This is a genomic window from Pantoea sp. DY-5 (assembly GCF_019795955.1).
GTDB classification, from domain to species: domain Bacteria; phylum Pseudomonadota; class Gammaproteobacteria; order Enterobacterales; family Enterobacteriaceae; genus Pantoea; species Pantoea leporis.
Genome location: NZ_JAIMIE010000010.1, coordinates 108,874 through 131,288, shown reverse-complemented (window position 1 = coordinate 131,288; position 22,415 = coordinate 108,874). Strand labels below are relative to the sequence as shown.

21 protein-coding genes and 1 pseudogene are annotated in these 22,415 nt (G+C 48.3%); 8 read left to right on the top strand and 14 right to left on the bottom strand.

The features are described 5' to 3' along the window. Window positions 1-212: 212 nt before the first annotated feature. The 8 genes and pseudogenes from K5Y30_RS23850 to K5Y30_RS23815 form a co-directional block, all read right to left on the bottom strand. Window positions 213-377 (bottom strand): annotated as a pseudogene (locus tag K5Y30_RS23850) (IS3 family transposase); the annotation flags it as partial. A gap of 91 nt (window positions 378-468) precedes the next feature. After that, complete coding sequence (locus K5Y30_RS23845) at window positions 469-822, bottom strand: hypothetical protein (protein WP_255602779.1); 354 nt, start codon at window positions 820-822, stop codon at window positions 469-471. After that, a complete protein-coding gene (locus tag K5Y30_RS23840; RefSeq protein WP_222213780.1) occupies window positions 822-2,483 on the bottom strand; it encodes a methyl-accepting chemotaxis protein in 1,662 nt (553 codons plus the stop codon). Before K5Y30_RS23840 ends, K5Y30_RS23845 begins: the two co-directional genes overlap by 1 nt. Before the next feature lie 166 nt (window positions 2,484-2,649). Continuing rightward, window positions 2,650-3,654, bottom strand: coding sequence for a GlxA family transcriptional regulator (locus K5Y30_RS23835; RefSeq protein ID WP_222213779.1), 1,005 nt, complete (start codon window positions 3,652-3,654; stop codon window positions 2,650-2,652). A gap of 559 nt (window positions 3,655-4,213) precedes the next feature. Then, window positions 4,214-5,359: a pyridoxal phosphate-dependent aminotransferase gene (locus tag K5Y30_RS23830; RefSeq protein WP_255606778.1), complete on the bottom strand. Its 1,146-nt coding sequence runs from the start codon at window positions 5,357-5,359 to the stop codon at window positions 4,214-4,216. Window positions 5,360-5,421: 62 nt separating this feature from the next. Then, a complete protein-coding gene (locus tag K5Y30_RS23825; RefSeq protein WP_222185744.1) occupies window positions 5,422-6,051 on the bottom strand; it encodes an RraA family protein in 630 nt (209 codons plus the stop codon). Further along, window positions 6,051-6,713, bottom strand: coding sequence for an RraA family protein (locus K5Y30_RS23820; RefSeq protein WP_222185745.1), 663 nt, complete (start codon window positions 6,711-6,713; stop codon window positions 6,051-6,053). The genes K5Y30_RS23825 and K5Y30_RS23820 overlap by 1 nt, the downstream gene beginning before the upstream one ends. Further along, on the bottom strand, window positions 6,710-7,378 hold the full coding sequence (locus K5Y30_RS23815; protein WP_222213778.1) for an RraA family protein: 669 nt from the start codon (window positions 7,376-7,378) through the stop codon (window positions 6,710-6,712). Before K5Y30_RS23815 ends, K5Y30_RS23820 begins: the two co-directional genes overlap by 4 nt. Before the next feature lie 108 nt (window positions 7,379-7,486). Between K5Y30_RS23815 and K5Y30_RS23810 the strand changes: the two genes are divergently transcribed. Further along, window positions 7,487-8,377, top strand: coding sequence for a LysR family transcriptional regulator (locus K5Y30_RS23810; protein ID WP_222213777.1), 891 nt, complete (start codon window positions 7,487-7,489; stop codon window positions 8,375-8,377). A gap of 69 nt (window positions 8,378-8,446) precedes the next feature. On the opposite strand, the gene K5Y30_RS23805 is transcribed toward K5Y30_RS23810, so the two are convergent. Continuing rightward, on the bottom strand, window positions 8,447-9,352 hold the full coding sequence (locus tag K5Y30_RS23805) for a LysR family transcriptional regulator (protein WP_255606776.1): 906 nt from the start codon (window positions 9,350-9,352) through the stop codon (window positions 8,447-8,449). 93 nt (window positions 9,353-9,445) lie between these two features. Here K5Y30_RS23805 and K5Y30_RS23800 point away from each other — a divergent pair, with 93 nt between their 5' ends. Further along, complete coding sequence (locus K5Y30_RS23800; RefSeq protein WP_222213775.1) at window positions 9,446-10,696, top strand: MFS transporter; 1,251 nt, start codon at window positions 9,446-9,448, stop codon at window positions 10,694-10,696. A gap of 562 nt (window positions 10,697-11,258) precedes the next feature. Beyond that, the gene (locus tag K5Y30_RS23795; protein WP_222213774.1) at window positions 11,259-11,504 is read left to right on the top strand and encodes a LysR substrate-binding domain-containing protein; all 246 of its coding nucleotides are present in this window, start codon (window positions 11,259-11,261) and stop codon (window positions 11,502-11,504) included. Between the two features lie 175 nt (window positions 11,505-11,679). On the opposite strand, the gene K5Y30_RS23790 is transcribed toward K5Y30_RS23795, so the two are convergent. The 5 genes from K5Y30_RS23790 to K5Y30_RS23770 form a co-directional block, all read right to left on the bottom strand. Beyond that, window positions 11,680-12,333, bottom strand: coding sequence for a phosphopantothenoylcysteine decarboxylase (locus K5Y30_RS23790; RefSeq protein WP_222213773.1), 654 nt, complete (start codon window positions 12,331-12,333; stop codon window positions 11,680-11,682). 453 nt (window positions 12,334-12,786) lie between these two features. Then, window positions 12,787-13,818 carry a LysR family transcriptional regulator gene (locus tag K5Y30_RS23785; protein WP_222185752.1) on the bottom strand — a complete coding sequence of 344 codons (1,032 nt, stop codon included), beginning with the start codon at window positions 13,816-13,818 and terminating at the stop codon, window positions 12,787-12,789. Continuing rightward, window positions 13,819-15,045 (bottom strand): SfnB family sulfur acquisition oxidoreductase, encoded by a 1,227-nt coding sequence (locus K5Y30_RS23780; protein ID WP_222213771.1) that lies wholly within the window; start codon window positions 15,043-15,045, stop codon window positions 13,819-13,821. It lies immediately after the preceding gene. Between the two features lie 12 nt (window positions 15,046-15,057). Beyond that, window positions 15,058-16,278, bottom strand: a complete 1,221-nt coding sequence (locus K5Y30_RS23775; protein ID WP_222213769.1) for an SfnB family sulfur acquisition oxidoreductase — start codon at window positions 16,276-16,278, stop codon at window positions 15,058-15,060. A 13-nt stretch (window positions 16,279-16,291) separates the two neighbouring features. Beyond that, the gene (locus tag K5Y30_RS23770; protein WP_222213802.1) at window positions 16,292-17,044 is read right to left on the bottom strand and encodes an SDR family NAD(P)-dependent oxidoreductase; all 753 of its coding nucleotides are present in this window, start codon (window positions 17,042-17,044) and stop codon (window positions 16,292-16,294) included. Between the two features lie 310 nt (window positions 17,045-17,354). On the opposite strand from K5Y30_RS23770, the gene K5Y30_RS23765 reads away from it, so the two are divergent. The 5 genes from K5Y30_RS23765 to K5Y30_RS23745 are packed head-to-tail and all read left to right on the top strand — an operon-like array spanning window position 17,355 to window position 22,395. Then, entirely contained in the window at window positions 17,355-18,953 is a 1,599-nt protein-coding gene (locus K5Y30_RS23765; protein ID WP_222213767.1) for an ABC transporter substrate-binding protein, read from the top strand. 17 nt (window positions 18,954-18,970) lie between these two features. Next, a complete protein-coding gene (locus tag K5Y30_RS23760; protein WP_222213765.1) occupies window positions 18,971-19,987 on the top strand; it encodes an ABC transporter permease in 1,017 nt (338 codons plus the stop codon). After that, complete coding sequence (locus tag K5Y30_RS23755; protein ID WP_222213763.1) at window positions 19,984-20,925, top strand: ABC transporter permease; 942 nt, start codon at window positions 19,984-19,986, stop codon at window positions 20,923-20,925. Before K5Y30_RS23760 ends, K5Y30_RS23755 begins: the two co-directional genes overlap by 4 nt. Further along, on the top strand, window positions 20,906-21,727 hold the full coding sequence (locus K5Y30_RS23750; RefSeq protein WP_222213761.1) for an ABC transporter ATP-binding protein: 822 nt from the start codon (window positions 20,906-20,908) through the stop codon (window positions 21,725-21,727). The genes K5Y30_RS23755 and K5Y30_RS23750 overlap by 20 nt, the downstream gene beginning before the upstream one ends. Continuing rightward, on the top strand, window positions 21,724-22,395 hold the full coding sequence (locus K5Y30_RS23745) for an ABC transporter ATP-binding protein (RefSeq protein WP_222213759.1): 672 nt from the start codon (window positions 21,724-21,726) through the stop codon (window positions 22,393-22,395). The genes K5Y30_RS23750 and K5Y30_RS23745 overlap by 4 nt, the downstream gene beginning before the upstream one ends. The last annotated feature ends 20 nt before the right edge of the window (window positions 22,396-22,415 follow it).

Sequence of the window (22,415 nt, the reverse complement as noted above, 5' to 3'; positions counted from 1 at the left end):
TTTAGATGAAAATGATTTGCTCGAAGCCCTTGCTGACTTACAGACCCGCAGCCAGGAGATATTTGGCAAGACCTGACGGACATTTCAATTCAGCTGAAACCCGGACATTTAAAACCAGCCTCAACATTGGTTTGTAACGGATAAATTCAGATGTCCGCCTCGGAGATGCGGATATTTTGTTGGACTGATTATGTTGAGCATCCTCAGATGCTGCCGTAGTACATTTCATTATTGATCCGCCCGAAGAAACCTTCGCATGCTGCGTTATCCGATGAGCAACCTTTGCGCGACATGGACCTTATAAGTCCCGACGAGTTGATACGATCAAGTCAGCCTGACCATTGATAATGACTGCCTCTGTCGCTGTGTATCAAAGGCTTTCCATTTTCTGTGTTTGCGTACAACCACTGTTTTACAGCACTGACTACGGAATACATACCTCCAGAGTCAGGCTGTCGTTCATCTACTTCAGGCGCATTCGAGCACTGAGCGCTTCATCGTTCCGGCCAGGTTTTCCAGTAAATTTTTCAGCATCTGCACGGCGAGCATGACGCTCTGCAGGTTGTAATAAAGTGCGGCGTCATGCTGAATCAGATACTCTTCAAATTCCCGGTTGCGGAGTAATCCCATGGCTGAGTTAATCTGTTCCCGGAGATGGTTGCAGTTATTCATGTAAACATCCAGAGACTGATAATTCCCATCAGTCAGCTGGTGAAGCAGGATATTTACCTGCTCAAACTGCGTCATCAGCTCGCGATGATGCTTACCGTGTTTAATGAATTCATTAATATCCATGATTTCCCCATGAAATAAAGCCCCCATCAGAAACGCTGCCAGTTCGCGCTGTCAGGCTTGCTGTAAAATGATCGGATCGGTACGTGCAGACGAGTGGGTTCAACAGGAATAACACTTTCTGGCAGTGCTGACTCCACACCTGCGGTACCGGGAAGAGAAAACTGCCTGACCAGACCAGAAAGCCTCTGCGCCTGATCCTGAAGCGAGGCGGAGGCCGCGGACGCTTCTTCTACCAGCGCCGCATTCTGCTGGGTAACATCGTCCATCTGACTGATGGCGAGGTGCACCTGAGTAATGCCGGTATTTTGCTCTTCTGCCGCGGCCGCGATGTCACTGACCAGATCGTTGACCTGACGGAACGCTCTCTTGAGTTCCGACATATTCCCCTCAACCGCCTCGGCCTGAGTGGCGCCGGATTCCACCAGGTTATAGGATGTATCGATGAGGTGTTTTATCTCACGTGCGGCCTGCGTAGACCGCTGGGAAAGGCTCCGGACCTCGCCTGCAACAACGGCGAAGCCCTTGCCCTGTTCTCCAGCCCGCGCGGCTTCTACGGCTGCGTTCAGTGCCAGGATGTTGGTCTGAAACGCGATGCCCTCTATCAGCGTGACAATTTCCGTGACCTTTTTCGAACTGCTCCTGATTTCCGCCATGGTAATCAGCATACTTCCCAGCGATGCCGCACTGGCGTCTGAAAGTTCAGCGGCATTACCGGACAGATGGCTCGCCTGACGCGTATTTTCGGCCGTCTGCCGGACCGTTTCGCTCAGCTCCGCCATGCTGGCCGCCGTCTGCTCGAGCGAGGCTGCCTGCTGCTCGGTACGGGAGGATAAATCTTCATTGCCGGCCGCAATCTGTGCTGAAGCCGAACTCACCGCATGGGAGGATGTACTTACAGCGTCCAGCGCGGTACTGACACGAAGCAGGAGCTGGTTGAATGCCTTTGCCATGACCCCGACTTCATCTCTGCGGCTGTCGTCAGCCTTAACGCTCAGATCCAGTCGGTCACCCGCGTGCAGCATGATTTCACTGATATGTTGCAGGCTCCGGCGAATACGCAGCAGGGTAAAAACGGTCAGCGTGCCAAGCAGCGCGATAGCAAGCGTCACCCCGACAGACATCCCCCAGAGGGTCCGCTTAAAAATCTCGTGGTTGATACGGCGCAGCCCTTCAGAAAGCGAGATATTGAGCACCAGCTGTTGACGATAGCCTTCTTTCAGCTCGTCGATGGCACCGCCGATGCCGCTTCCGTTCTCGAGCATGCTAAGCGTAACGTTGTCCTGATGCGCGCGGGACGCACTGAGGAAGGCTGGCAGCCTTGACTCAACGAGCCGGATTGTGACCAGCCCCTTTTCAGTCATCTTTTTGTCTTCATCGCTGGAGACATCGTTTTTCAGGTAATAATCCGCCAGGGTGCGGATATCCGCGATCCTCTGCGTAATGTCCTTTTCAACGGCCGGCATGCGCGCGTTGTCAGTCTGACTCTGATGCCGGTAAAGCGTCAGGGAAAGCCGGTTGCTGCGATCAATGAGCTCCCCCAGGTCCTTTATAGAAGGAATAGCATTATCCTGAACGTATTCAAAACGATCCTGGAATCCGGAAAGCAGATGCACTGAAATAATTCCGGTCACAACGAGCGAAGCCGAGAGTAAAAAAAAAGCCAGGGTCAGCCTTTGCGTAATGTTCATTATTTTTTCACCTGGTAAAAGTTACAATTAAAAGGATTTAACAGCCGATCCATCGGCAAAAAAAAACCAACAATTATTTCAATAAAGCTGATTGAAATTAGTATTAATTATTCATTTTATTTGATGCAGGTTCCCAGGGGAAATAATGGACATTCGTAATTCGGTGCTAATTTAAACCTCCAGAGTTCTTGGCTCGCATCCACTGACGGTAATGTGCAGGTGACATATCCATGGCCAGTTTAAACGCTTTACGGAAGGCCGTATCTTCAGAATAACCGCAGTTGAGAGCTACCTGATGAACACTGACGCTGGTGCTGGTAAGCATGGGGCACGACATCTCAATACGTATCCTTGTAATAAACTCCTTAGGACTCTCCTGCGACAGCGCCTTAAGCCTGCGCTGCAGCGTGCGTTCCGTAGTACCAAGAGCGGCAGCCAACTGTGCGGCATTTGTGGAGGGATTCTTAAACCGGATGAATTCCTGTGCGCGAACCAGAAAGGACATACCTTTATCTACAGGGCTGGAGACTGTGTCCAGATTCTGCCGCAGCAAATCATTATCCTTCAGCGACATCTCTGACGTGAGGCTGGCCACCTCCGCCCCTGCTGCTTTTTCAATGATATGCAGGGCAAGGGAAATCCACGAAAAGCACCCTCCCGTAGTGATCACCCCCCTGTCTTCCTCAAACTTTTTACCTTTTGCTAAGACGGCATCAGGATAACGTTCCTGTAGCATATGGCTGACCCACCAGGTTGTTGAATATGATCGTCCCTTCAGCAATCCCGCTTCGCCGAGGATAACGCTGCCAGTGCCCGCTCCGGCGACCAGTACGCCTTTCTCATGCATATTCCTGAACCAGTCCGCTGCAAGCCGGATACTGGCCATATTCAACGGCTGCAGGTCGTGCCCAAGCAACATTCCCGGCGCAATGAGTACGTCAGGCTGTCCCGCCGTTTTAAAGGAACTGTCAATATGAATGAGTCTGCCTTCAGCATCCCAGACCGGAGCGCCATCCGCGCTGACGATAAGCGTTTCAAAGGTTTGAGGATGAAGCCTGGATGCATGTTCTGGGGAGGCGGCAATCGCCTTATTGGTTATCCAGAACAGGTCGGTGAGGCCTGCAATAGCGGACAGTACGCTCCCCTCTAAAGCAAGTATGGCAATACGCATGGCGGTCTCCGTATAAGAAAAGAGTCGTAATTTGCGTGAAAATTGTTACTTTTTTCACTTTTTATAGGCTGAAAAAACCGAAAAATTGCAAAAAAGGGTGCGGCAGCCGATATTTTGCACAATATTATATTCATCTCCGTTCTCTGGTTAGTTATATGTGTTATTTTTTTCACATTTATATAAGCACTTAGTGTTGTATATTCAAACAAAATTGAGAGGGCTGCCGGTGTAGCATACGATGTGCAGGCAATCCGCTAAATATGGTGTACCTGGTTTTCCTAAAAAGGCTTACTTACTAATATGACCAGTGAAGAAGCACCGCATTCATATAGCAAACCTGCGATCCCCATTTAAAAAACATCTGCAAAACCCACGTCGTATCGATATTCAGGTGCTCTTTGTTCAGCATGCTTGGCGAGAGGTATTGCTCAATGCAGCAGCGTGATCAAAAAGTAATTGAGGAGGGCTCCAGCGCCGGGTGTAGCTCCGGATGAACTATGACTCGCTTTATGTGGTGAGTTCGCGACACAGGAAGAGGCTTACGCCTCTTCCTTTTTGGTTACTTAACCGTTTCGCAGAATTCAATGATTAACTGACAGGCTTTTTCCAGAGAATCGTTATCAATGGCGTAGGCGATGCGAATATAAGGCCCCAAGCCAAATGCACTACCATGCACGACGGATACACCTTTTTCTTCCAGCAATGCGGTTGCTACATCTTCATCCGTTGCCAGATACTGACCCGCCGCTGACGTTTTGCCAATTAGAGCGCTACAGTCTGCAAAGGAATAAAATGCACCCTGCGGCATGTCACAGTGCAGGCCTTGTGCGCTATTGAGCATGCGGACCATTAAATCCCGGCGTGCTGAGAAAGCCTGACGCGAAGTGGTCAGGAAATCACGCGGACCGGTCAGCGCTGCCAGCGCGGCGTGCTGTGAAATGGAGCTGGCACCGGAGGTCTGTTGCCCCTGCAGCTTCTCCATGGCGCTGATGAGCCAGCGCGGGCCTACGCAGAACCCGATACGCCAGCCAGTCATGGCCCAGGCTTTTGATACGCCGTTCATCGTCAGAATGCGATCTCTGAGCGCAGGAACAACCGCCGCCATCGTAGCAAACTCGATGTCATCAAAAATGAGATGCTCATAAATATCATCCGACAGGATGAGTATTTGCGGGTGTCTGATCAAAACATTTCCCAGCGCCGCCAGTTCGTCTCTGCTGTAGACCGCACCGGTTGGATTGGAGGGCGAGTTCAGAATAATCCAGCGCGTACGCGGCGTTATTGCGGCATCCAGCAAGTCAGGCGTGAGCTTAAAGCCGCTTTCCTGCCCACAGGCCACCGTAACGGGTGTTCCGCCGCAAAGCTGAACCATTTCCGGATAACTCACCCAGTAAGGCGCCGGAATAATGACTTCATCATCGTCATTCAGCGTAGCGGCCAGTGCGTTATAAATGACCTGTTTTCCGCCATTACTGATAAGGGTTTCCTGCCAGCTGACGTCAAGTCCGTTATCCAGCCGGAATTTATTCACTACGGCCTCACGTAATGCCCTGAGACCGGCTACCTGCGTATAGCGGGTATGGCCATTCTGAATAGCCATCATCGCCGCTGCACAAATATGCTTTGGCGTCGGGAAATCAGGTTCCCCGGCGCTCAGTGAAATGATGTTTTGGCCCTGCGCCTTCAGTTCTGCCACCTTGTCCATTATGCGATAGGTGGCGGACGGCTTGCCGCGCTCCAGGTATCGGTTAAGCTGCTGAGATGCTGTCATTGAGTTCTCCAGTGCGCCAGGCCCATCAGATCAACCGTAGTGCTGCCTGCTTCCAGTTTCTGCATCATGGCCCGCTCTTTCACCTCCCTTTGTTCAGAAGCCTCAAGCACGCGCGTCACCTCCTGCGCCGGGATAACGACAATACCGTCATCATCGGCAACGACCAAATCGCCGGCCTCTACGGAAATACCGGTAAAGCTGACAGGTTCGCCAACCGATTTGTAGCTCGCTTTAATCGTGCCGCGTACCGCAACTCCGCGCGAGTAAAGCGGAAAGCCGCGTTTCAGTACGGCTGCAATATCACGCACGCCACCATCAATAATCAGGCCTTTGACGCCGGCCGCCTGCGCAGCGACCGTCAGCACCTCCCCCCAGTAGCCTGCGATGAAGTTATCCGTTGTCACAACCAGCACGCTCCCCTCTGGCACTTTTTCCAGCGCCAGATGCAGTGCCAGATTATCTCCGGGAGAACAGGCAAGCGGATAAGCAGGCGCCGCGATACCCATGCCACGCCAGACTGTTTTTATTGCCGGGTCTACGGCACAATTCAGACCAGAGGCTTCAAACAGCGTTGAGCTACCAAGCTGCAGCGCGCGTTGAGCCTGTTCTTCTGTATAAAGTGACATTATGCTTTCCTCTGCAGCAGGTGGTACCCCAGCTCTTCACGCGCCTGGCGCAGCGATTTATCTTCAACAAGTGCATGACGGATAGCTGATTCTATTTTTTCAATTTCATGCGCTACGCCTGCGACCTCTTCCGCCCTGTCGCGCGGGACAATCACCACGCCGCTCGCATCCGCCACAACGATATCGTTCGGTTCCACGCGCGCCGTGCCGATCGATACGGGCTGATTAATGGCATTGACCTGCACGCGGTCTTTGCCTGTGCGCATGAAGCGGCCTTTAGAGAAGATCGGATATCCGTCACCTAACGCTTTATGCACGTCACGGCATACGCCATCAATAACGGTGCCCGCGATACCTTTGCTGCCGGCAACCTGCGTCATGATGTCGCCCCATACCGTACAGTCTGTGCGTCCGTTGTTATCAATGACAACCATATATCCGGCGGGCACATCATCGATAAAATCGCCCACGGTTCCGGGAGGATTGCTGGCTGGCTCATACCGTACGGTATAAGCAAGACCCACGACAGCTTGCCTGTAGTTATCAAGTGGCATGACATCAAAACACTGTCCGCTCAGTCCGAGTTTATCCAGCGCGTCAGAAACGCCTGCGGTATTAAGTCCTTTGAACAGCTCGAGGAGCTGCTTTTCTGTTTCGCTCATGCCTTTTCACCCTGGTTAATCGCTTCAAACTGACTGTCATGCATGACTTCCGCTACTGAACGGCCTGCGCGAACGGCGGCTACCATGCCGTTCTGACGATGCGCGATTTTTTCAGCCTGCTTAATGACTTCTTCAATGAATTCAGCGGGAATAAAGACCGTTCCGCAGCGGTCAGCGATCACATAGTCATTTTCTTTTACCGTAACACCCGCCATGGTGACCGGATTGCCGGAATCAAGCTGTATGACGCGATTACGGGCGCTGATCATAGTGATGCCGCGGCCATAAACCGGATAGCCAATTTCCTCACTGCCTTCAATGTCCCGGCTCATGCCGTCCAGTACTGAACCACGTACGTTTTTACCCTTTGCCGCATTTGCAATGATGTCTCCCCAGCAGGAAATCCCCTCTTTACCGCCGGCAATGACCAGCACACGATCGTCAGTGGTAATTGCATCGATGACTGGCGTGATGAGGTGAACGGTAGGTCTTGCATCGGTTTTGGGGCCAAGCTGAATCGTGCTGGCGCGTCCAGCGATTTTTGGACAGTTCCATAGCGGGCGCAGGCCATAGGTCGCCCCCGGAAGCTCCAGAAAATCGAGAGCATCGGAAACCGTATTGGTATCAAGGCTGGCAAGCCTGTCGAGCAGAGAATGAGATGACATGGCGTTATCCATGGTGGTGGTTGATTTAACCACACTATTGAACAACTATCCTGATAGGTAAAATACTTAAAGAAAATGGTTTTAATATTAAAAACATATCGAGGGAATATGATTAATTTTCGCATATTAAGACACATGTGGCTGTTTCTGGCCGTGGCAGAAGAGAAGCATTTTGGCCGCGCGGCTAAACGGCTCGGCATGACACAGCCACCACTGACGCAGCAAATTCAGGTGCTTGAAAGCTCGCTAAAAATCCAGCTGTTTGACCGGTCCCGGAAAGGAGTGCAGTTAACGCCCGCCGGCCAGGCAATCCTGCCTGCAGTGAAAAAGTTCGCCGGGCAGGTTGAGCGACTCGATCTGGCTATTCGCGAAGCGATTGCCGGTCAGACCGGCATTATTACCGTGGGGGCTATCAGTACGGCCATGCTTGACGTGCTGCCGGCCTACCTGGAAAAAATGAAGAAAGCGGTGCCAGAACTGACCATTTCGGTTAAAGAGATAGACAGCGCTGAGGCTATACCCTTACTGCAAAGCGGGGACATTGACCTGGCCTTTGCGCGTCTTACCGGCGCACTTGGTAATGATATCGCGTCCCTGCCGTTGGCCAGCGATAATCTGGTTGTTGCCCTTCCCCATGACCACTTTCTTGCCGGAAAAAACAGCGTTGCGCTTGACGCATTAAGCAATGAAAAGTGGGTTATGTTTGCCCGACATGTTAGCCCGGTTTTTTACGACAGCATCACAGCTGCTTGTCATAACCGGGGGTTTTCGCCCCGGATAATTCATGAAGTTCGATCTGTTGCATCTCAGATAGCATTCGTGAGCTGCGGCCAGGGCATCGCGCTCGTTCCCTCGAAGCTGGAACGTCTGTCCCCCGCAAACATAGTGACTTTACCTCTCGACAAAAATATCAAAGTCATCACAACCGCTGTTGCCTGGTCCAGCGCAAGAAACAATCCTGCTGTAGATATGTTTATAGAGGTTATCAAGCAACCTTAAAGTATCAGGTAAGCCGTTGACCATCACAGGATCTTTTGTCAAGCCGGCTGCCAGTTTTCTTAACGTTCATTATCGGGCCCCGTTGTTGCAAGACTTAAGCACCGCAATGGACAAAAAGTTTTCCACAACACGGCTTTTATTCTGGTTATTCCAGGCTGCGGCTAAACCAATGACTGGCACCGGTGGCCTGAGCTGTTTGAAACAGACACCGGCAAGCCTGAACTGCATCATCGACTGAGGTACGAGGGCAACGCCCAGAGCCGCTGCCACAACTGTCAGTATTGAAACGATATGCGGAGCCTTCTGACCTTCGATTGGGTCGAAGCCTGAACTGTGACAGGCCTGTAACGATACCTCTCTAAGACTGGTACCAGTGTTCCGTGGGGTAAGAATAAAGGGTTCAGATCTCAACAAGTTCAGGTCAAGCTTACCTCTTTTGCCAGCAAGTGGATGATTATCCGACAGCGCCAGCACCAGTTTCTCCTCCAGCAAATGAGAAAGCGTAATGTTTTGCGGAATCTGTGTTGCTGGACGTAACAAAGCCACATCTAGTCTTTTAGCTTCAAGTTCGGCGATCAAATCTGAAGAGTTGGCTTCCGTCACGGTAAGGTTTACATCCGGAAAGCGATGCTTAAACGTGTTTATCGTGGCGGAGACAACAGGATTTACTCCCGCAGTCCCGGTAAATCCCAGATGAAGCCTGCCGGTTTCACCCAAGCCTGCACGCCGTGCGGATTTTATGGCCTCCTCTGCCAGTTTTTCCATGGGCTTTACGGCAGTATAAAATGCCTTACCTGCTTCGGACAGTTCAGCGCCCTGCCTGCCGCGTACAAAGAGGGAAACCTTCAGTTCTTTTTCAAGATCTCTGATTTGCATACTTAATGGTGGTTGACCAATACCTAACCGGGCAGCTGCGCGCGTAAAGTTTCTTTCTTCAGCCACCATAAGAAAATAGCGTATATGCCTGAGCTCCATACTATTTATATATCACAAGAATGACATTCATATATTGGACAGATATTAGCTGTTGCCGTAAGTTTTAGCGAATTTTTAAAAATGGAAACTTACATGGGTAAAAGTATCGTAACTTCTGAACGTTCTATTACTGTAAATCGACCAGGACGCAGAGAAGATATGCAATCAGTAGCCATAAAGCGTGGCACAAAAGAATATCTTCGTGCTGGCATCTCCCTCTTCTTGCTGGGGTTTGCGAGTTTTTCGCTAATCTACTGCGTTCAACCTTTATTGCCGGCATTTTCAGGTGCATTTTCCATATCTCCGGCCCAAAGCTCTCTGGCACTGTCTTTTACCACAGGTCTCTTGGCTGTCTCCATATTACTTTCAGGCGCGTTCTCTCAGGCACTGGGCCGGAAAGGGCTGATGTTTACTTCAATGATGCTGGCCTCAGTGTGTAACATCGTAGCTGCGATTGTGCCGGAATGGCATCAGTTATTAATTGCGCGTGCAATTGAGGGGGTTGTGCTTGGCGGGGTCCCCGCTGTTGCTATGGCTTGGCTGGCTGAAGAAATTGAACCGACGCATCTTGGTAAAACCATGGGCTTATACGTCGGAGGTACAGCCTTCGGCGCCATGATGGGGCGTGTTGGTATGGGGTTGCTGACTGAGCTGACATCATGGCGCGGTGCGATGGAAATCCAGGGATTACTTTGCTTAGTCTCTGCGGTTGGGTTCTACGTGTTGCTACCCTTTTCAAAAAACTTTGTGAAAAATCCTGGTTTTAATGTCCGTTTTCATCTTAAAGCCTGGGGGCAACATTTAAGTAATCCGGGCCTGATTAGACTCTACGTTATCGGATTTTTTCTTACCAGCATATTTGTCACGTTGTTTAATTATGCGACCTTTCGCTTGTCAGAGGTTCCCTTTAACTTCAATCAAACTCAAATAAGCTCAGTTTTTTGTGCATTTGCTTTTGGCATCGTTTCATCCTCTGTTGCAGGTACTCTTGCAGATAAACTGGGCAAGAAGCCATTATTGATTGCTGGTTTTTTTCTGATGTTAGCAGGCTCCCTCTGCACACTTTCGTCTTCATTAGCGGGGATTGTTGCAGGCATAATTATGGTTACAACGGGTTTCTTTATTTCGCACTCGGTTGCGAGTGGTGCAGTGGGGCCACTTTCCGGAACTTTAAAAGGGCATGCATCGTCGCTGTATCTTCTTTTTTATTATATGGGATCGAGTGTGACAGGTTCGGCGGGCGGATGGTTCTGGCAACACGGCGGGTGGTCCGCGATTGTATATTTGACGGCGGTATTTTCAACGGCAGGAATGATTATATCCGCAAGTGTCACAAAAAAATAATAATACTTTATTTATATGTTATGCTCAAAAAATTAATCATATTCTGGGTAGTGACATCGCCTGTACAGGAAAGAATATGACAAATGGGTGCTTCTGAAAAGCATACTCCCCGGGTGTTTAATCAGCCTGAGGGTGATAGGGAATCTGCTTTGACCTTCTGGTGCCACTCGCTGAGTGGTAGCCAGTTCTCAAGGGAGGTGACAGATAGGACCCTCCCTTTATTTATAGGTTTATTTCATGGTGCAGCACTCACCTCTGCAGGAAAGGCCTTTTTTACATGAGGCTGATCAAACCAATGCAAGTGCTCACCACGCCTAATAAGCAGATCAGGAGGTTGCCAGCGGCATGATAGATAAGTTGAGGTTGTGATTGAAGAGCGCAGCTGCATTCTTGCCAATGGTGATTCCTCACTTAAGGGTATTTCGACGTGCCTCTCTTAAAATATGGATACATCATCCAAAGATTAACCCTTCAGACCTGCTTGATGAGCTTAAAGGAGGCCATCTTGATGCCGTATATAAAGCCATGTATAACAACATCCAAATAAATTGATTTCTACCGGATGCCAGATGAGAAAATAAAAGTGATTGTACCCTCCGCGCATTCTTTAGCGCAACGCACCTCTGTTGAGTTAAAGTCATTAGGTGAAGAAGCATTTGTACTTTTGCCGGTAGCAGCAGGCCTCACATTGTGTTATGACATCCTATATTCCTGCCGCAGCGTAGGTTTTGAACACATACAGGGCTATGTAGCTTCGCAAATTTCTTTTGTGGTGAATTTGGTGGCCGCGGAAATGGATATCTCATAAATTCCCACGTCCGCACCCTATAACATTTATTAGCTTGATATCACCGCTGAGGAACCGGTTGTTTGCCTTAGCCCCACAACGAAGCAAAACGTGACCTCTAAGGTGATAAAAAACTCTTAATGAACTGTTGAATGAAAAAAATAAAATTTCTCATTTAGATGCAATTCTTTATAAATTAGTGAAGTTTAATAATGAGGTCAATAACCTCGGCTGCAAGCTTTGATTTTGTTGCCCGGGGGAAAGGATATTCATTGAATTGATCATCAATAGCTAGAAGCTCATTTTCGTCGTTATTAAAGCCAATGCTTTCGTCTGAAACGTCATTGGCAAGGATAAGGTTGATTTTTTTTCGTATTATTTTGCTTTTTGCGTTTTCTTTAATATCATGCGTCTCGGCTGCAAACCCAACTGTGAAATTGGTTTTTTTTGATTCAGATATTGTTTTGATAATGTCTGGGTTTTTTGATAAATGTAATACTATATTATTATCGTTATCATATTTTTTCTTGATTTTAAAAGTGCTTGGCGATAACACTTTAAAATCAGCTACTGCCGCTGCACTTATAAAAATATCGCATGGCATATTGGCTTGGCAGGCTGCAAGCATGTCATCGGCACTTAATACGTCAATTCTTATAACTCCCTCAGGTGTTGGCAGTGAAACCGGTCCGGAAATCAATAAAACCCTACCCCCTGCTTTTTGCGCTGCCTCTGCCAGCGCATACCCCATTTTCCCCGAGCTATCATTAGTGATATACCTGACCGGATCGATTCTTTCCACAGTAGGTCCTGCAGTAATCACAATTTTTAAACCATTTAGTGAGTTCATTATTTTCCTCTTTAAGAACAACTGCCCAAGATCAGGTTTTAAACTGTTTATCAGTCTTTTTTACCATGATATAACATTGGAATTATAAACTTTCTTTTCTCGAATCATCGGGTGTGTGAATACAAGAAAAACTTATGCAGCACGAGTAGCCTTGCATTGCAGAGCCTCAGAGAAATTCACTCTACAGTATCAACAAGTTAGTCTAAAAATTAGTAATGGCTTTAGGATACCATAATCTGTTCTGTCATACACATTCAATTGTTGGAGAATGATAACTGTCTGTCCATCCGAACCATGACCATTTTGAGCTTAGATTAGACTTACTTCATATAGAAAATAATTATGAACCCTTATCTTTTACTTTTATTATAAACAACGATCAATTATTAATTGAGTATAATTTTGAATCAGGGTAAAAGGCGATCTATGAATTTTATCCGGATAGATAAATATTTAACGGCTCAACGTGAGATGTTTAATTAGTGCTGATGCTCCGGTATTTAATGCATTACCATTTTTCCAGGCAATCCATAGCTGCCGAAAAGACCAATTGTCTTGCAATTTAATGATGCGCAACGCCTTCTCCTTAGCGATTTTTATCACCGCAGAGCGTGGCAGAACAGAAATTCCTAAGCCTGCTTCAATAAGGCTTAATGCGGCATCGAATGAAGCCGCATGGAAAGGGATATTCAAGCTTTTACCTTGAGAAATCGCAGCATCTTTAATTATATTAAGAATTGCACTTCCATTATTCAGTCCGACAAAACAGTGATCAACAATCTGAGAGAACTGACATTCATTACCTAAATCAGGCATGAACGACGGTGGCGCCACAATAACTAACTGATCGATATGGTAGGTTTTTTTTTCCAGTCCGCGTGCATCAATATTGCCAGAAAAAATACCCACATCAATTTCGCCATGATTAAGGGCTTTAATAATCTCCACGCTTAACCGCTCCTCCAGAAGTATGTTCACATCTGGATGAAGACTCTGGAACGCAAAAAGATCTTTAGGCAGAAATTGGATTATTGAAGATGTGTTTGCCCAGATGCGGATATTTTCTTTAATACCAATAACATAGGTGTTAATTTGCTGAGTCAGAACATCTACGCTGGCAACTACGGATTTTGCTTGTATCAAAATCGATTCGCCGGCAGCTGTAAGCTGCAATCCCTGTGGACGCCGCTCGAACAGACGCTGACCAATCAGCTTTTCCAGCTCATTAATTCGTTTACTCACGGCAGAAAGCGTCATAAAGACATGTTCAGATGTCTGAGTGAGGCTACGCGTATATGCGGCCAGTACAAAAATTCTCAGTGTGATAAGATCCAGGCTACTGACATTGACCAAGCTTGACGCTCCTGACAAAAATTCATGAAATAAGGATAAAACGATAAATAATGCAACCATTATGATTTGAATATTGCAAAAGCTGACCCTGCATAAATAGCGCTCAGCTTGCCCGCTGTTATCTGTATCCAATCAAATGTAACCACGACGTGGCGGCAAAATCCCGTTCAGATAGTAATTGCCAATGGCTGCATACTTCCAGCGAACCGGATCATGCAAAGTATGCGTACGGGCATTCCGCCAGTGACGATCAAGATTATATTGGGCAAGTGCTGCCTGTGCACCTGCATGTTCTATAAGCTTGGTACTGGCATTCAAACACAATTCTGTTGAAAGCGTTTTCACTTCCGCAACGGCAATTGACGCTTCGGCCAGAGCCTGAGGTGCAGGGTGCTGTTTGATGTCATTAACCTTTTCTGCCGCATTCATGATCATTGTCTCTACTGCATGTAACTCCGTCATAAGCGCACCATAATCTGCCAGCAATAACGTGTCTTTGGCGGCGCTGTCGACATCACTGTCGATCCAGGGACGTGAACGCGTGAGCACAAAGTGACGACAATCTTTCAAGGCAGCACGCGCAATACCTATCTGGATAGCGGCATGGTAGATCTGAGAATAGGGCCCTAGTCTCGTGGGCGAATCGAAGAGCGACTGAAAAGGAAGGATATTTGTGCTGACCACCGGCACATTGTCCAGCGTCGCGCTTCCGCTGGCAGTGGTGCGTTGCCCCATGGCGGTCCAGTCGTCATGCAGTGTTAATCCGGGGCTATCTTTAGGCACATAAGCCATATGCTGAAAGCCCTCCTCATCTTTGACGAAGATGGCCAGCCAATCACACAGTAAAGCTCCGGTACAATACGCCTTAGCGCCATTGATGCGATATCCCGCAGCCGTATGCGTTAACAGCGTATTTCGGTGTGCGGCAGAGGCGGTTTTACCCTGAGTTTCAGCCACCGCATTACCAAACCGCTCTCCTCTTAGCACTTTAGCGAAAAACGTCTGCTGCTGCTGCTGATTACCTAATAGCCTAAAACATTCAACTGAATAGAAATGCGTCTGCGGAATTTGTGCGATAGAGGGGTCTGCTTCACTGAGCGTCATTACAATCTCTACCAGCGTGCGTGTGCTGACATCTGCACCACCAAATGCTTTAGGTACCGTGATGCCCAGGATTCCACTCTGAGAAAGGATGTTAAGTTCACTGGCCGGCAGCGTGCGTGTCACATCGCGTTCAGATGATGAGGCGGCAATCTGCCCGACCACCTCTTGGATCACTGCCAACGCATCCTGCTCAGAACGAATAACATAGGCAGGTAGCATCTGAGATGGCATCTTATTACGTGAAAGGTCAATCATCTCTGGCTCCAGTTAGATAAAAGAGTGGCGCTGCGGGTATTCATTATTCAGCCAATAATTGCCAACGATTTTGTATTTCCAGCGAATAGGATCGTGCAGCGTATGGGTACGTGCATTACGCCAGTGCCTGTCAAAGCCCAGATGGCCTAAAGCAGAGCTAGTGCCAGCCAGTTCAAACAATTTTTGTGACGCATCCAATGCGATTTGCGTGGTCAAAATTCGTGCTTCGGCCACAGCAACGGATATGTCGGCCGCCATTTTTGACGTGACGCGTTGGGTGGTGAGCGCATCCAGCTTTTCTGCTGCCCGGCTTAATAAAGCACGTGCAGCTTTATATCTGACAGAAAGCAGTCCGATAGCAGAAACGATGTAGGGATCTTCACCCGCAGTTTCTTTGCCACTGTCTATCCATGGACGGGAGCGTGATTTAATGAAAGATTGCGTATCTTTGAGGGCAGCTTCTGCAATGCCTGCATCAATAGCAGCATGTAAAATCTGGACAAAGGCGCCCTGCAATGACAGCTGATCATCATAGAGCGTATGTGCTGGAAGGATTTGCGACGCCTCAAGGACAACCTGATCAAAGGAGACACTACCACTCCCGGTAATGCGTTGGCCAAAACCAGTCCAGTCATTGTGCAACGTAACTCCTTCACTATGGGTTTGCACAAATACCCGGGCCAGATGCCCCTCTTCGTCCAGAGCCAAAACCTGTAGCCAGTCCGAAAATTGCGCACCGGTACAATAGTATTTTGTGCCATTCAGCAGATAAGAATCCCCCTTCGCCTGGAGGGTCGTTTTTATATCCCGCGCATGTCGGGTATCACGCTCAGAGGTCGCACTGCCAAAACGCTCACCCGCCATTACACGCTCGAAATAGCGTCGTTTTTGCGGCTCTGCCCCCAACGTCTTGAGCGTATTAATCGCACCAAAATGGGTGACAGGAATCTGACCAATAGAGGGATCGGCAATAGAAATCAGACGAACAATATCGACCAGCGTCGAAACCGCGATATCCGCACCGCCGTATTCAGCTGGCAATGTACAGCCCAATAAGCCAGATTTAGCAAACAGGGACATTTCTACGTCAGGTGGAATGCGTTGCTCATCACGTTGGCTAGCTTCCAGGGCGTACTGTTCCGACAGCGCAGTTGCCACGGCCACGGCATGTTTATCATCTCTGATTACATTGCGGTTAGCCGTTTGGGAATGAGATTGACGATGGGGTAACATGTTTATGCCATCCTTATGCTTGTTTTCTGTAAATATTCAGCGCAGAAAAGGACTGTCTGACAGGCATAATCTCTATGGCATTAACGTTAATATGCTCGGGAAGCGTGGCGATCCAGTAGACCGTTTCTGCAATGTCCTCAGCACTCAGTGCCTTAACATTTTCATAGCGTTTTTTAGCTTCTTGCTCATCACCTTTTAAACGTATGGTGGTAAATTCAGTGCCGCCAATTAAACCGGGTTCAACATTGGTCACTCGGACATCGGTGCCAATTAAGTCAGCACGCAAATTCTGGCTGAACTGTTTAACAAAAGCTTTTGAGGCACCATAGACATTGCCGCCTGGGTAAGGATATTTTCCGGCTACTGAACCAATGTTGATGATATGTCCACGGTTACGTTCGACCATACCCGGCAAAAACGTGTGCGTGAGCAGACTCAACCCGGTGATATTGGTATCAATCATACTGACCCAGTCTTCAGCGTTGGCCTGCTGCGCTTTTTCAATGCCTAATGCCAGACCAGCATTGTTGACCAATACACTGATCGATGAGAATGCTTCAGGAATCGCATTGAGAATATCAGGATAAGATGATCGATCAGCAACATCATGCTGAATGGGGTAGAAACGCTCACCTAATTCAGCGCGAATTTCATCTAAACGCGCCTGGCGGCGACCTGTGCCAATAACATTATGTCCTGCGGCGATGAAACGTCGTGCTATTGCCAATCCAATTCCTGCCGTCACACCTGTCACTAATATAGTCATCATATCCTCCTGTTTGTTTCCCGCATTTTGGTGGAACCCAAACTTCAATCCACTGGAGAGATAATCAAGCCGCCTTTCCCTTTCAGAAAGTGCTGAGCGAAAAAAGAAAACTTTCTGAAAAAAATGCTTTTTTATTATCTTTTATATAAAACGAAGAGGAAAAGTTATTAAAAACGCCATCTTACTGCATTTTTCGCATTAGCTTATGCTGAATACATCATATGCATTAGTAAATGCTTAAAAATACTTTAGCCACATCGTACAACCCCAATAACGTGTCGGGAGTTCATTACATCGCAGGAATTACAAAATGACTTTTTTGACTAAAAAAAAACAAGCTTTAGCTCTTTTGGTTATGAGTTTCGGCGCTATGGCCGGTTTAGCTCATGCTGCTACACCAGAAAATGCATTAGTCGTTGCAAAAAATCTTGAGGACGTTATCACTCTTGATCCTGCCGAAGCCTATGAAAACACCACAGGTGAAATCATTAATAACAGCTATTCTCGTTTAGTTCATCGCGACAAAACGGATGCCACTAAAATCGTTGGTGATGTGGCACAAAGCTGGGCGGTTTCCGATGATGGTAAAACTTACACCTTTACACTTAATCCGAATGAGGAATTCCCCTCAGGACGTAAAATTAGTGCTGACGATGTGGTTTACTCTTTACAGCGTGTCATTCTGTTAAACAAAACACCCGCTTTCCTGCTGCGTAATTTCGGGTGGAATAAAGATAATATCCAGAAGAATGTCGAAGCGGTTGACGGAAAAGTGGTATTACACATCCAGGATGCGATAGCTCAACAACTGGTGCTGCAGATTCTGGCTACATCCGTCACGTCCATCGTTGATGAAAAACTGTTAGAACAACATACCAAAGATAATGATTTTGGTAACGGTTGGCTGCGCACGGCCTGGGCCGGCAGTGGTCCTTTCAGTATTCAAACCTGGCAACCCAAACAGGCTATCGTACTGGAAAAAAATAATCATTATTATGGCGATAAAGCTAAAATTGAGCGTGTTATTTTCCGCCATGTACCTGACAGCAGTACCCAGGCTCTCTTATTAAAGAAAGGGGATGTTGATTTAGCCTACAATCTCCAGCCCGATCAGTTAAGTGATTTAACGAAAGATAAGAACTTTACTACCGTTGACACACTTAAACTGACCCAAATTTATATGCCTCTGAATCAGAAAGTGGATGCATTAAAAAATGAGAAAGTCCGTGAGGCATTGAAGTGGCTCATTGACTATCAGGGAATTGAAAAAAATCTGCTGAAAGGCCAATGGGTCGTCCATCAGTCCTTTTATGGTATTGGGCAACGTGGCGTCATCACAGAGAACCCGTATCATTTAGACGTCAGCAAAGCGAAAGCCCTGCTTGATGAAGCGGGCTATAAAAATGGCTTTGCACTCAAAATGGACGTGGAAAATGCCTCGCCTTATCCGGATATAGCGCAGTCGATTCAGTCCACGTTTGCCCAGGCAGGCATTAAATTGCAGCTAGTCACCTCTGATCGCCGTCAGGTCGTCACTGAATACCGTGAACGTAAACATCAGACTATTCTGTGGCATGCGTCAGTGGATTATAACGACCCTAATGCCTCTGCGGCAGATTACGCCTATAACATCGACAACAGTGAGGCCTCGACCAATCGTAACCGCGCCTGGCGCAGCAGTTGGATTAACCCCGATATTAACAAGTTGACTGACACTGCCCTGCACGAAAAGGACGAAACAAAACGTATTGCGGATTATCAACAACTGCAGCGTGAAATGTGGAAAGAGTCACCGTATATCTTCCTCTTCCAGCAAAAAGAGCGGTTAGCGACTAATACCCATGTACATAACCTGATCACTGGCCCTAATTACGATGCCACGATTTACAACTACGTGGTTAAACGCTAAGTGAGACGAGTAAGCTGATGCCTGTAATTAAACGACTTGGCAACAATGTGGCAATCTTCCTGAGCACAGTAGTCGGACTGCTGTGCTTCACCTTCCTGATCGGAAAACTATTACCCATCGACCCGGTATTAGCGATTGTGGGTGAGCATGCCAGCGCCGATGTTTACGCTCAGGAGAAAGCAAAACTGGGGTTAAATGATCCCATTCCGACACAATTTTTCCACTACCTGGAAAAAGTGGTGCATGGCGATCTGGGCACGTCCATCACTACCGGTAAACCGGTCTTGCACGACGTTCTGCTCGCGGTTCCTGCTACGGTTGAGCTCGGCACAACGGCCATGCTGATTGGCCTTGTGTTAGGTATACCTTCCGGCATTCTGGCCGCAGTCTACCGTAATAAAATCCCGGACCGGTTGATCCGGGTATTAAGCATTTTCTCGCACGCGGTGCCAGGATTCTGGCTGGGTCTCATCTTCCTGCTCATTTTTTACGTAGAGCTGGGATGGGCACCCGGTCCGGGTCGCATAGATATTGCCTATCAATACAGCATTCCTTTGAAAACAGGTTTTCTGCTCTATGACACCCTGAGTGAAGGCGATATCTCCGCCTTTAAAGATGCTGTTGCGCACCTCATTTTGCCTTCACTGGTATTGGGGCTGGCAAGTGCTGCCTATCTTTGCCGTCTGACGCGGGGTTACATGATTGAGGCCCTCACCTCGGAATATGTCACTACCGCTCGCATGAAGGGTATGCCAGAGCACGTGGTTATTCTGCGTCATTGTCTGCCCAATATTGCCGTGCCTTTAGTGACGTCGACTGCACTGTGCTACGTACACCTGATCGAAGGAGCCGTCTTAACGGAAACCATTTTTACCTGGCCAGGCCTGGGCCTCTATATCACACAATCCATTTTCAGCGCCGACCTCCCTGCCGTCATGGGAGCGGTGACCTTTATTGGCATCTTTTATTTAGTCGTGAACAAACTGGTAGATGCGCTCTATCCACTCCTCGACGCCAGGATAGCTAAAAAATGACCTATGAATCTGACATTGATCGTACTGAGCCTGTGGCCATAAGCGATCCCGCTCTGCCAAGGCTGATTAGCGTTCGCCAGCAAGTGAAAAACGCGTACAAGATTTTGACGAGCAATAGCCTGTTACTCTCCGGTACGTTGATTTTACTGGTGACCGTTTTAGCCGTGGCCTGTGCAGGCTGGATCAGTCATGCCAATCCGATACTGCAATCCTTGAGCCACCGCGTTGAACCGCCTTCCGCTGAACACTGGTTCGGAACAGACCAGCTCGGACGCGACATGCTTAGCCGGGTGTTATACGGCGGACGCGCCACGCTGATCATCGTTTTGTTTTCCGCACTGGCGATTGCGCCGGTGGGATTATTGGTTGGGATACTGGCGGGTTATTACGGCGGCGTGATTGATACCCTGTTTATGCGCATTACGGACATTTTTTTTGCGTTCCCACGACTGGTGTTAGCGTTGGCACTGTCCGCGGTGTTAGGAGCAGGCCTGTTTAATGCCGTGTTTGCGATCGTCATTAGTGCCTGGCCGCCCTATGCTCGCCAGGCGCGTGCCGAGGTGTTAACCATCATGGAAATGGACTTCATCAAAGCCGCACGTCTCTCTGGCGCTTCTGACATGCGTATTATTGTGCATTACATTCTGCCACTCTGCGCCTCTTCTGCTTTTATTCGCCTGGCACTCGATCTGTCGGGAATCATTATTATTGCTGCCGGTCTGGGGTTTCTTGGATTGGGGATTCAACCGCCCACACCTGAATGGGGCGCGATGATTTCGGAAGGCCGTCAATACATTTCTACCGCGTGGTGGATATCGCTGTTTCCCGGTCTTTCGATCCTGTTGATGAGCGCTGCATTCACCCTTTTAGGCGATGGCCTGCGCGATACCTTCGACCCGAAAAAGGAGCTGTCACAACATGACCAGCCCACTGCTTGAACTGGAAAAACTGTCGATTGCTTATCAGAATCGACGCGTAGTCAATGAGGTCAGTCTGACACTTAACTACCAGCAAAAGATCGCTATTGTAGGGGAATCAGGATCGGGGAAAACGCAGCTCGCTCGTGCGATTGCAGGTATTTTGCCTGATCAGGCACAGGTCACCTCACAGAAGTTCCTGTTTGCCGATCAGAATGTGACGGCCTTAAGCCGCCGTGCGCGTCAGGCGATGCGCGGAAGACAGATTGCGATGATTATGCAGGATCCGCACTATTCACTGAATCCGGTCATGCAGATAGGCGAACAGATCGCGGAGGTTTATCGTTATCATTTTGGTACTCCACGTCAACTCGCCAGGCAGAAAGCCCTGGAATCACTGGAAAAACTGCATATTAAAGACCCGGAGAAAATTTTTAAATCCTGGCCGCATCATATCTCCGGGGGGATGGGGCAACGTGTAATGATTGCGATGATGATGGCTGCATCACCCAAGCTGTTAATTGCCGATGAGCCCACTTCATCCTTGGATGGCTCAACCGCTTTGCGCGTGATTGAGGAGCTCGACCAGCAATTTAAACAGCATGATATGGGCATGATTTTTATTACTCACGATCTCGATCTTGCTACCCAGTTCTGTGACCAAATCATTGTGATGTACCGCGGCAACATCGTGGAAACGCTGGCGGCAAAACGCATAGATGAAGCTCAGCACCCTTACACGCAAGGACTCCTGAAATGCATTCCCCGAGCAGGCCAGATGCCGGATCGATTGCCGACCTTAAGAGAAGGAACCTTTGCATGACGAGTCATAACGTGCTGTCGATTGAAAATGTCTCATTGCGCTATGGCGACAAAACAATTTTGCAGGATATTAATTTTGCCCTTCCTCAGGGAAAAAGCCTGGGCATCAGTGGTGAATCGGGTTCTGGTAAATCAACACTGCTGAAAATTGTCATGGGGCTGCTCACACCTGACAGTGGCACCATCGAGATTGAGGGTACGGCGCGTAAGCCAGGGCAAAAACTCAGTGCGTTTTCACAGCGTGTTCAGATGGTGTTTCAGGATCCCTTTGGCGCACTGCATCCACGGCACACTATTCGAAAAATTCTGGCTGAACCTTTGGTGATCAATGACATCAAGCATGATGACGCAGATATCATCTCGACCCTGCAGGAAGTCGGTCTGAATCACAGTTTTTTGCACCGTTATCCGCATCAGCTTTCTGGGGGCCAGAGACAACGTGTCTCAATTGCTCGCGCGTTAATTTTAAAACCCAAACTGGTTGTTCTTGATGAGCCGACTTCCGCGTTAGATGTTTCAGTACAAGCTGAAATACTCAATCTGCTGAAAGATATTAAACAAAGCCATCATATTAGCTATCTGCTGGTGAGCCATAATCCAGCCGTAATCGAGTTTTTGTGTGATGAAGAAATGCACTTGAACAAAGGCCACTTTAGCCGCGTGAATTAGATAAAATCCCCGGAGGAAAC

What these genes read in the sequence shown, in the direction of transcription:
- K5Y30_RS23755 (WP_222213763.1), top strand. Translation starts at nt 19,984, where the DNA reads ATGACCTATGAATCTGACATTGATCGTACTGAGCCTGTGGCCATAAGC.
- K5Y30_RS23825 (WP_222185744.1), bottom strand. Translation starts at nt 6,051, where the DNA reads ATGTCACTTTATACAGAAGAACAGGCTCAACGCGCGCTGCAGCTTGGT.
- K5Y30_RS23750 (WP_222213761.1), top strand. Translation starts at nt 20,906, where the DNA reads ATGACCAGCCCACTGCTTGAACTGGAAAAACTGTCGATTGCTTATCAG.
- K5Y30_RS23830 (WP_255606778.1), bottom strand. Translation starts at nt 5,359, where the DNA reads ATGGACAAGGTGGCAGAACTGAAGGCGCAGGGCCAAAACATCATTTCA.
- K5Y30_RS23815 (WP_222213778.1), bottom strand. Translation starts at nt 7,378, where the DNA reads ATGTCATCTCATTCTCTGCTCGACAGGCTTGCCAGCCTTGATACCAAT.
- K5Y30_RS23760 (WP_222213765.1), top strand. Translation starts at nt 18,971, where the DNA reads ATGCCTGTAATTAAACGACTTGGCAACAATGTGGCAATCTTCCTGAGC.
- K5Y30_RS23810 (WP_222213777.1), top strand. Translation starts at nt 7,487, where the DNA reads ATGATTAATTTTCGCATATTAAGACACATGTGGCTGTTTCTGGCCGTG.
- K5Y30_RS23795 (WP_222213774.1), top strand. Translation starts at nt 11,259, where the DNA reads ATGCCAGATGAGAAAATAAAAGTGATTGTACCCTCCGCGCATTCTTTA.
- K5Y30_RS23835 (WP_222213779.1), bottom strand. Translation starts at nt 3,654, where the DNA reads ATGCGTATTGCCATACTTGCTTTAGAGGGGAGCGTACTGTCCGCTATT.
- K5Y30_RS23845 (WP_255602779.1), bottom strand. Translation starts at nt 822, where the DNA reads ATGGGGGCTTTATTTCATGGGGAAATCATGGATATTAATGAATTCATT.
- K5Y30_RS23805 (WP_255606776.1), bottom strand. Translation starts at nt 9,352, where the DNA reads ATGGAGCTCAGGCATATACGCTATTTTCTTATGGTGGCTGAAGAAAGA.
- K5Y30_RS23790 (WP_222213773.1), bottom strand. Translation starts at nt 12,333, where the DNA reads ATGAACTCACTAAATGGTTTAAAAATTGTGATTACTGCAGGACCTACT.
- K5Y30_RS23775 (WP_222213769.1), bottom strand. Translation starts at nt 16,278, where the DNA reads ATGTTACCCCATCGTCAATCTCATTCCCAAACGGCTAACCGCAATGTA.
- K5Y30_RS23770 (WP_222213802.1), bottom strand. Translation starts at nt 17,044, where the DNA reads ATGACTATATTAGTGACAGGTGTGACGGCAGGAATTGGATTGGCAATA.
- K5Y30_RS23745 (WP_222213759.1), top strand. Translation starts at nt 21,724, where the DNA reads ATGACGAGTCATAACGTGCTGTCGATTGAAAATGTCTCATTGCGCTAT.
- K5Y30_RS23765 (WP_222213767.1), top strand. Translation starts at nt 17,355, where the DNA reads ATGACTTTTTTGACTAAAAAAAAACAAGCTTTAGCTCTTTTGGTTATG.
- K5Y30_RS23780 (WP_222213771.1), bottom strand. Translation starts at nt 15,045, where the DNA reads ATGATTGACCTTTCACGTAATAAGATGCCATCTCAGATGCTACCTGCC.
- K5Y30_RS23840 (WP_222213780.1), bottom strand. Translation starts at nt 2,483, where the DNA reads ATGAACATTACGCAAAGGCTGACCCTGGCTTTTTTTTTACTCTCGGCT.
- K5Y30_RS23820 (WP_222185745.1), bottom strand. Translation starts at nt 6,713, where the DNA reads ATGAGCGAAACAGAAAAGCAGCTCCTCGAGCTGTTCAAAGGACTTAAT.
- K5Y30_RS23800 (WP_222213775.1), top strand. Translation starts at nt 9,446, where the DNA reads ATGGGTAAAAGTATCGTAACTTCTGAACGTTCTATTACTGTAAATCGA.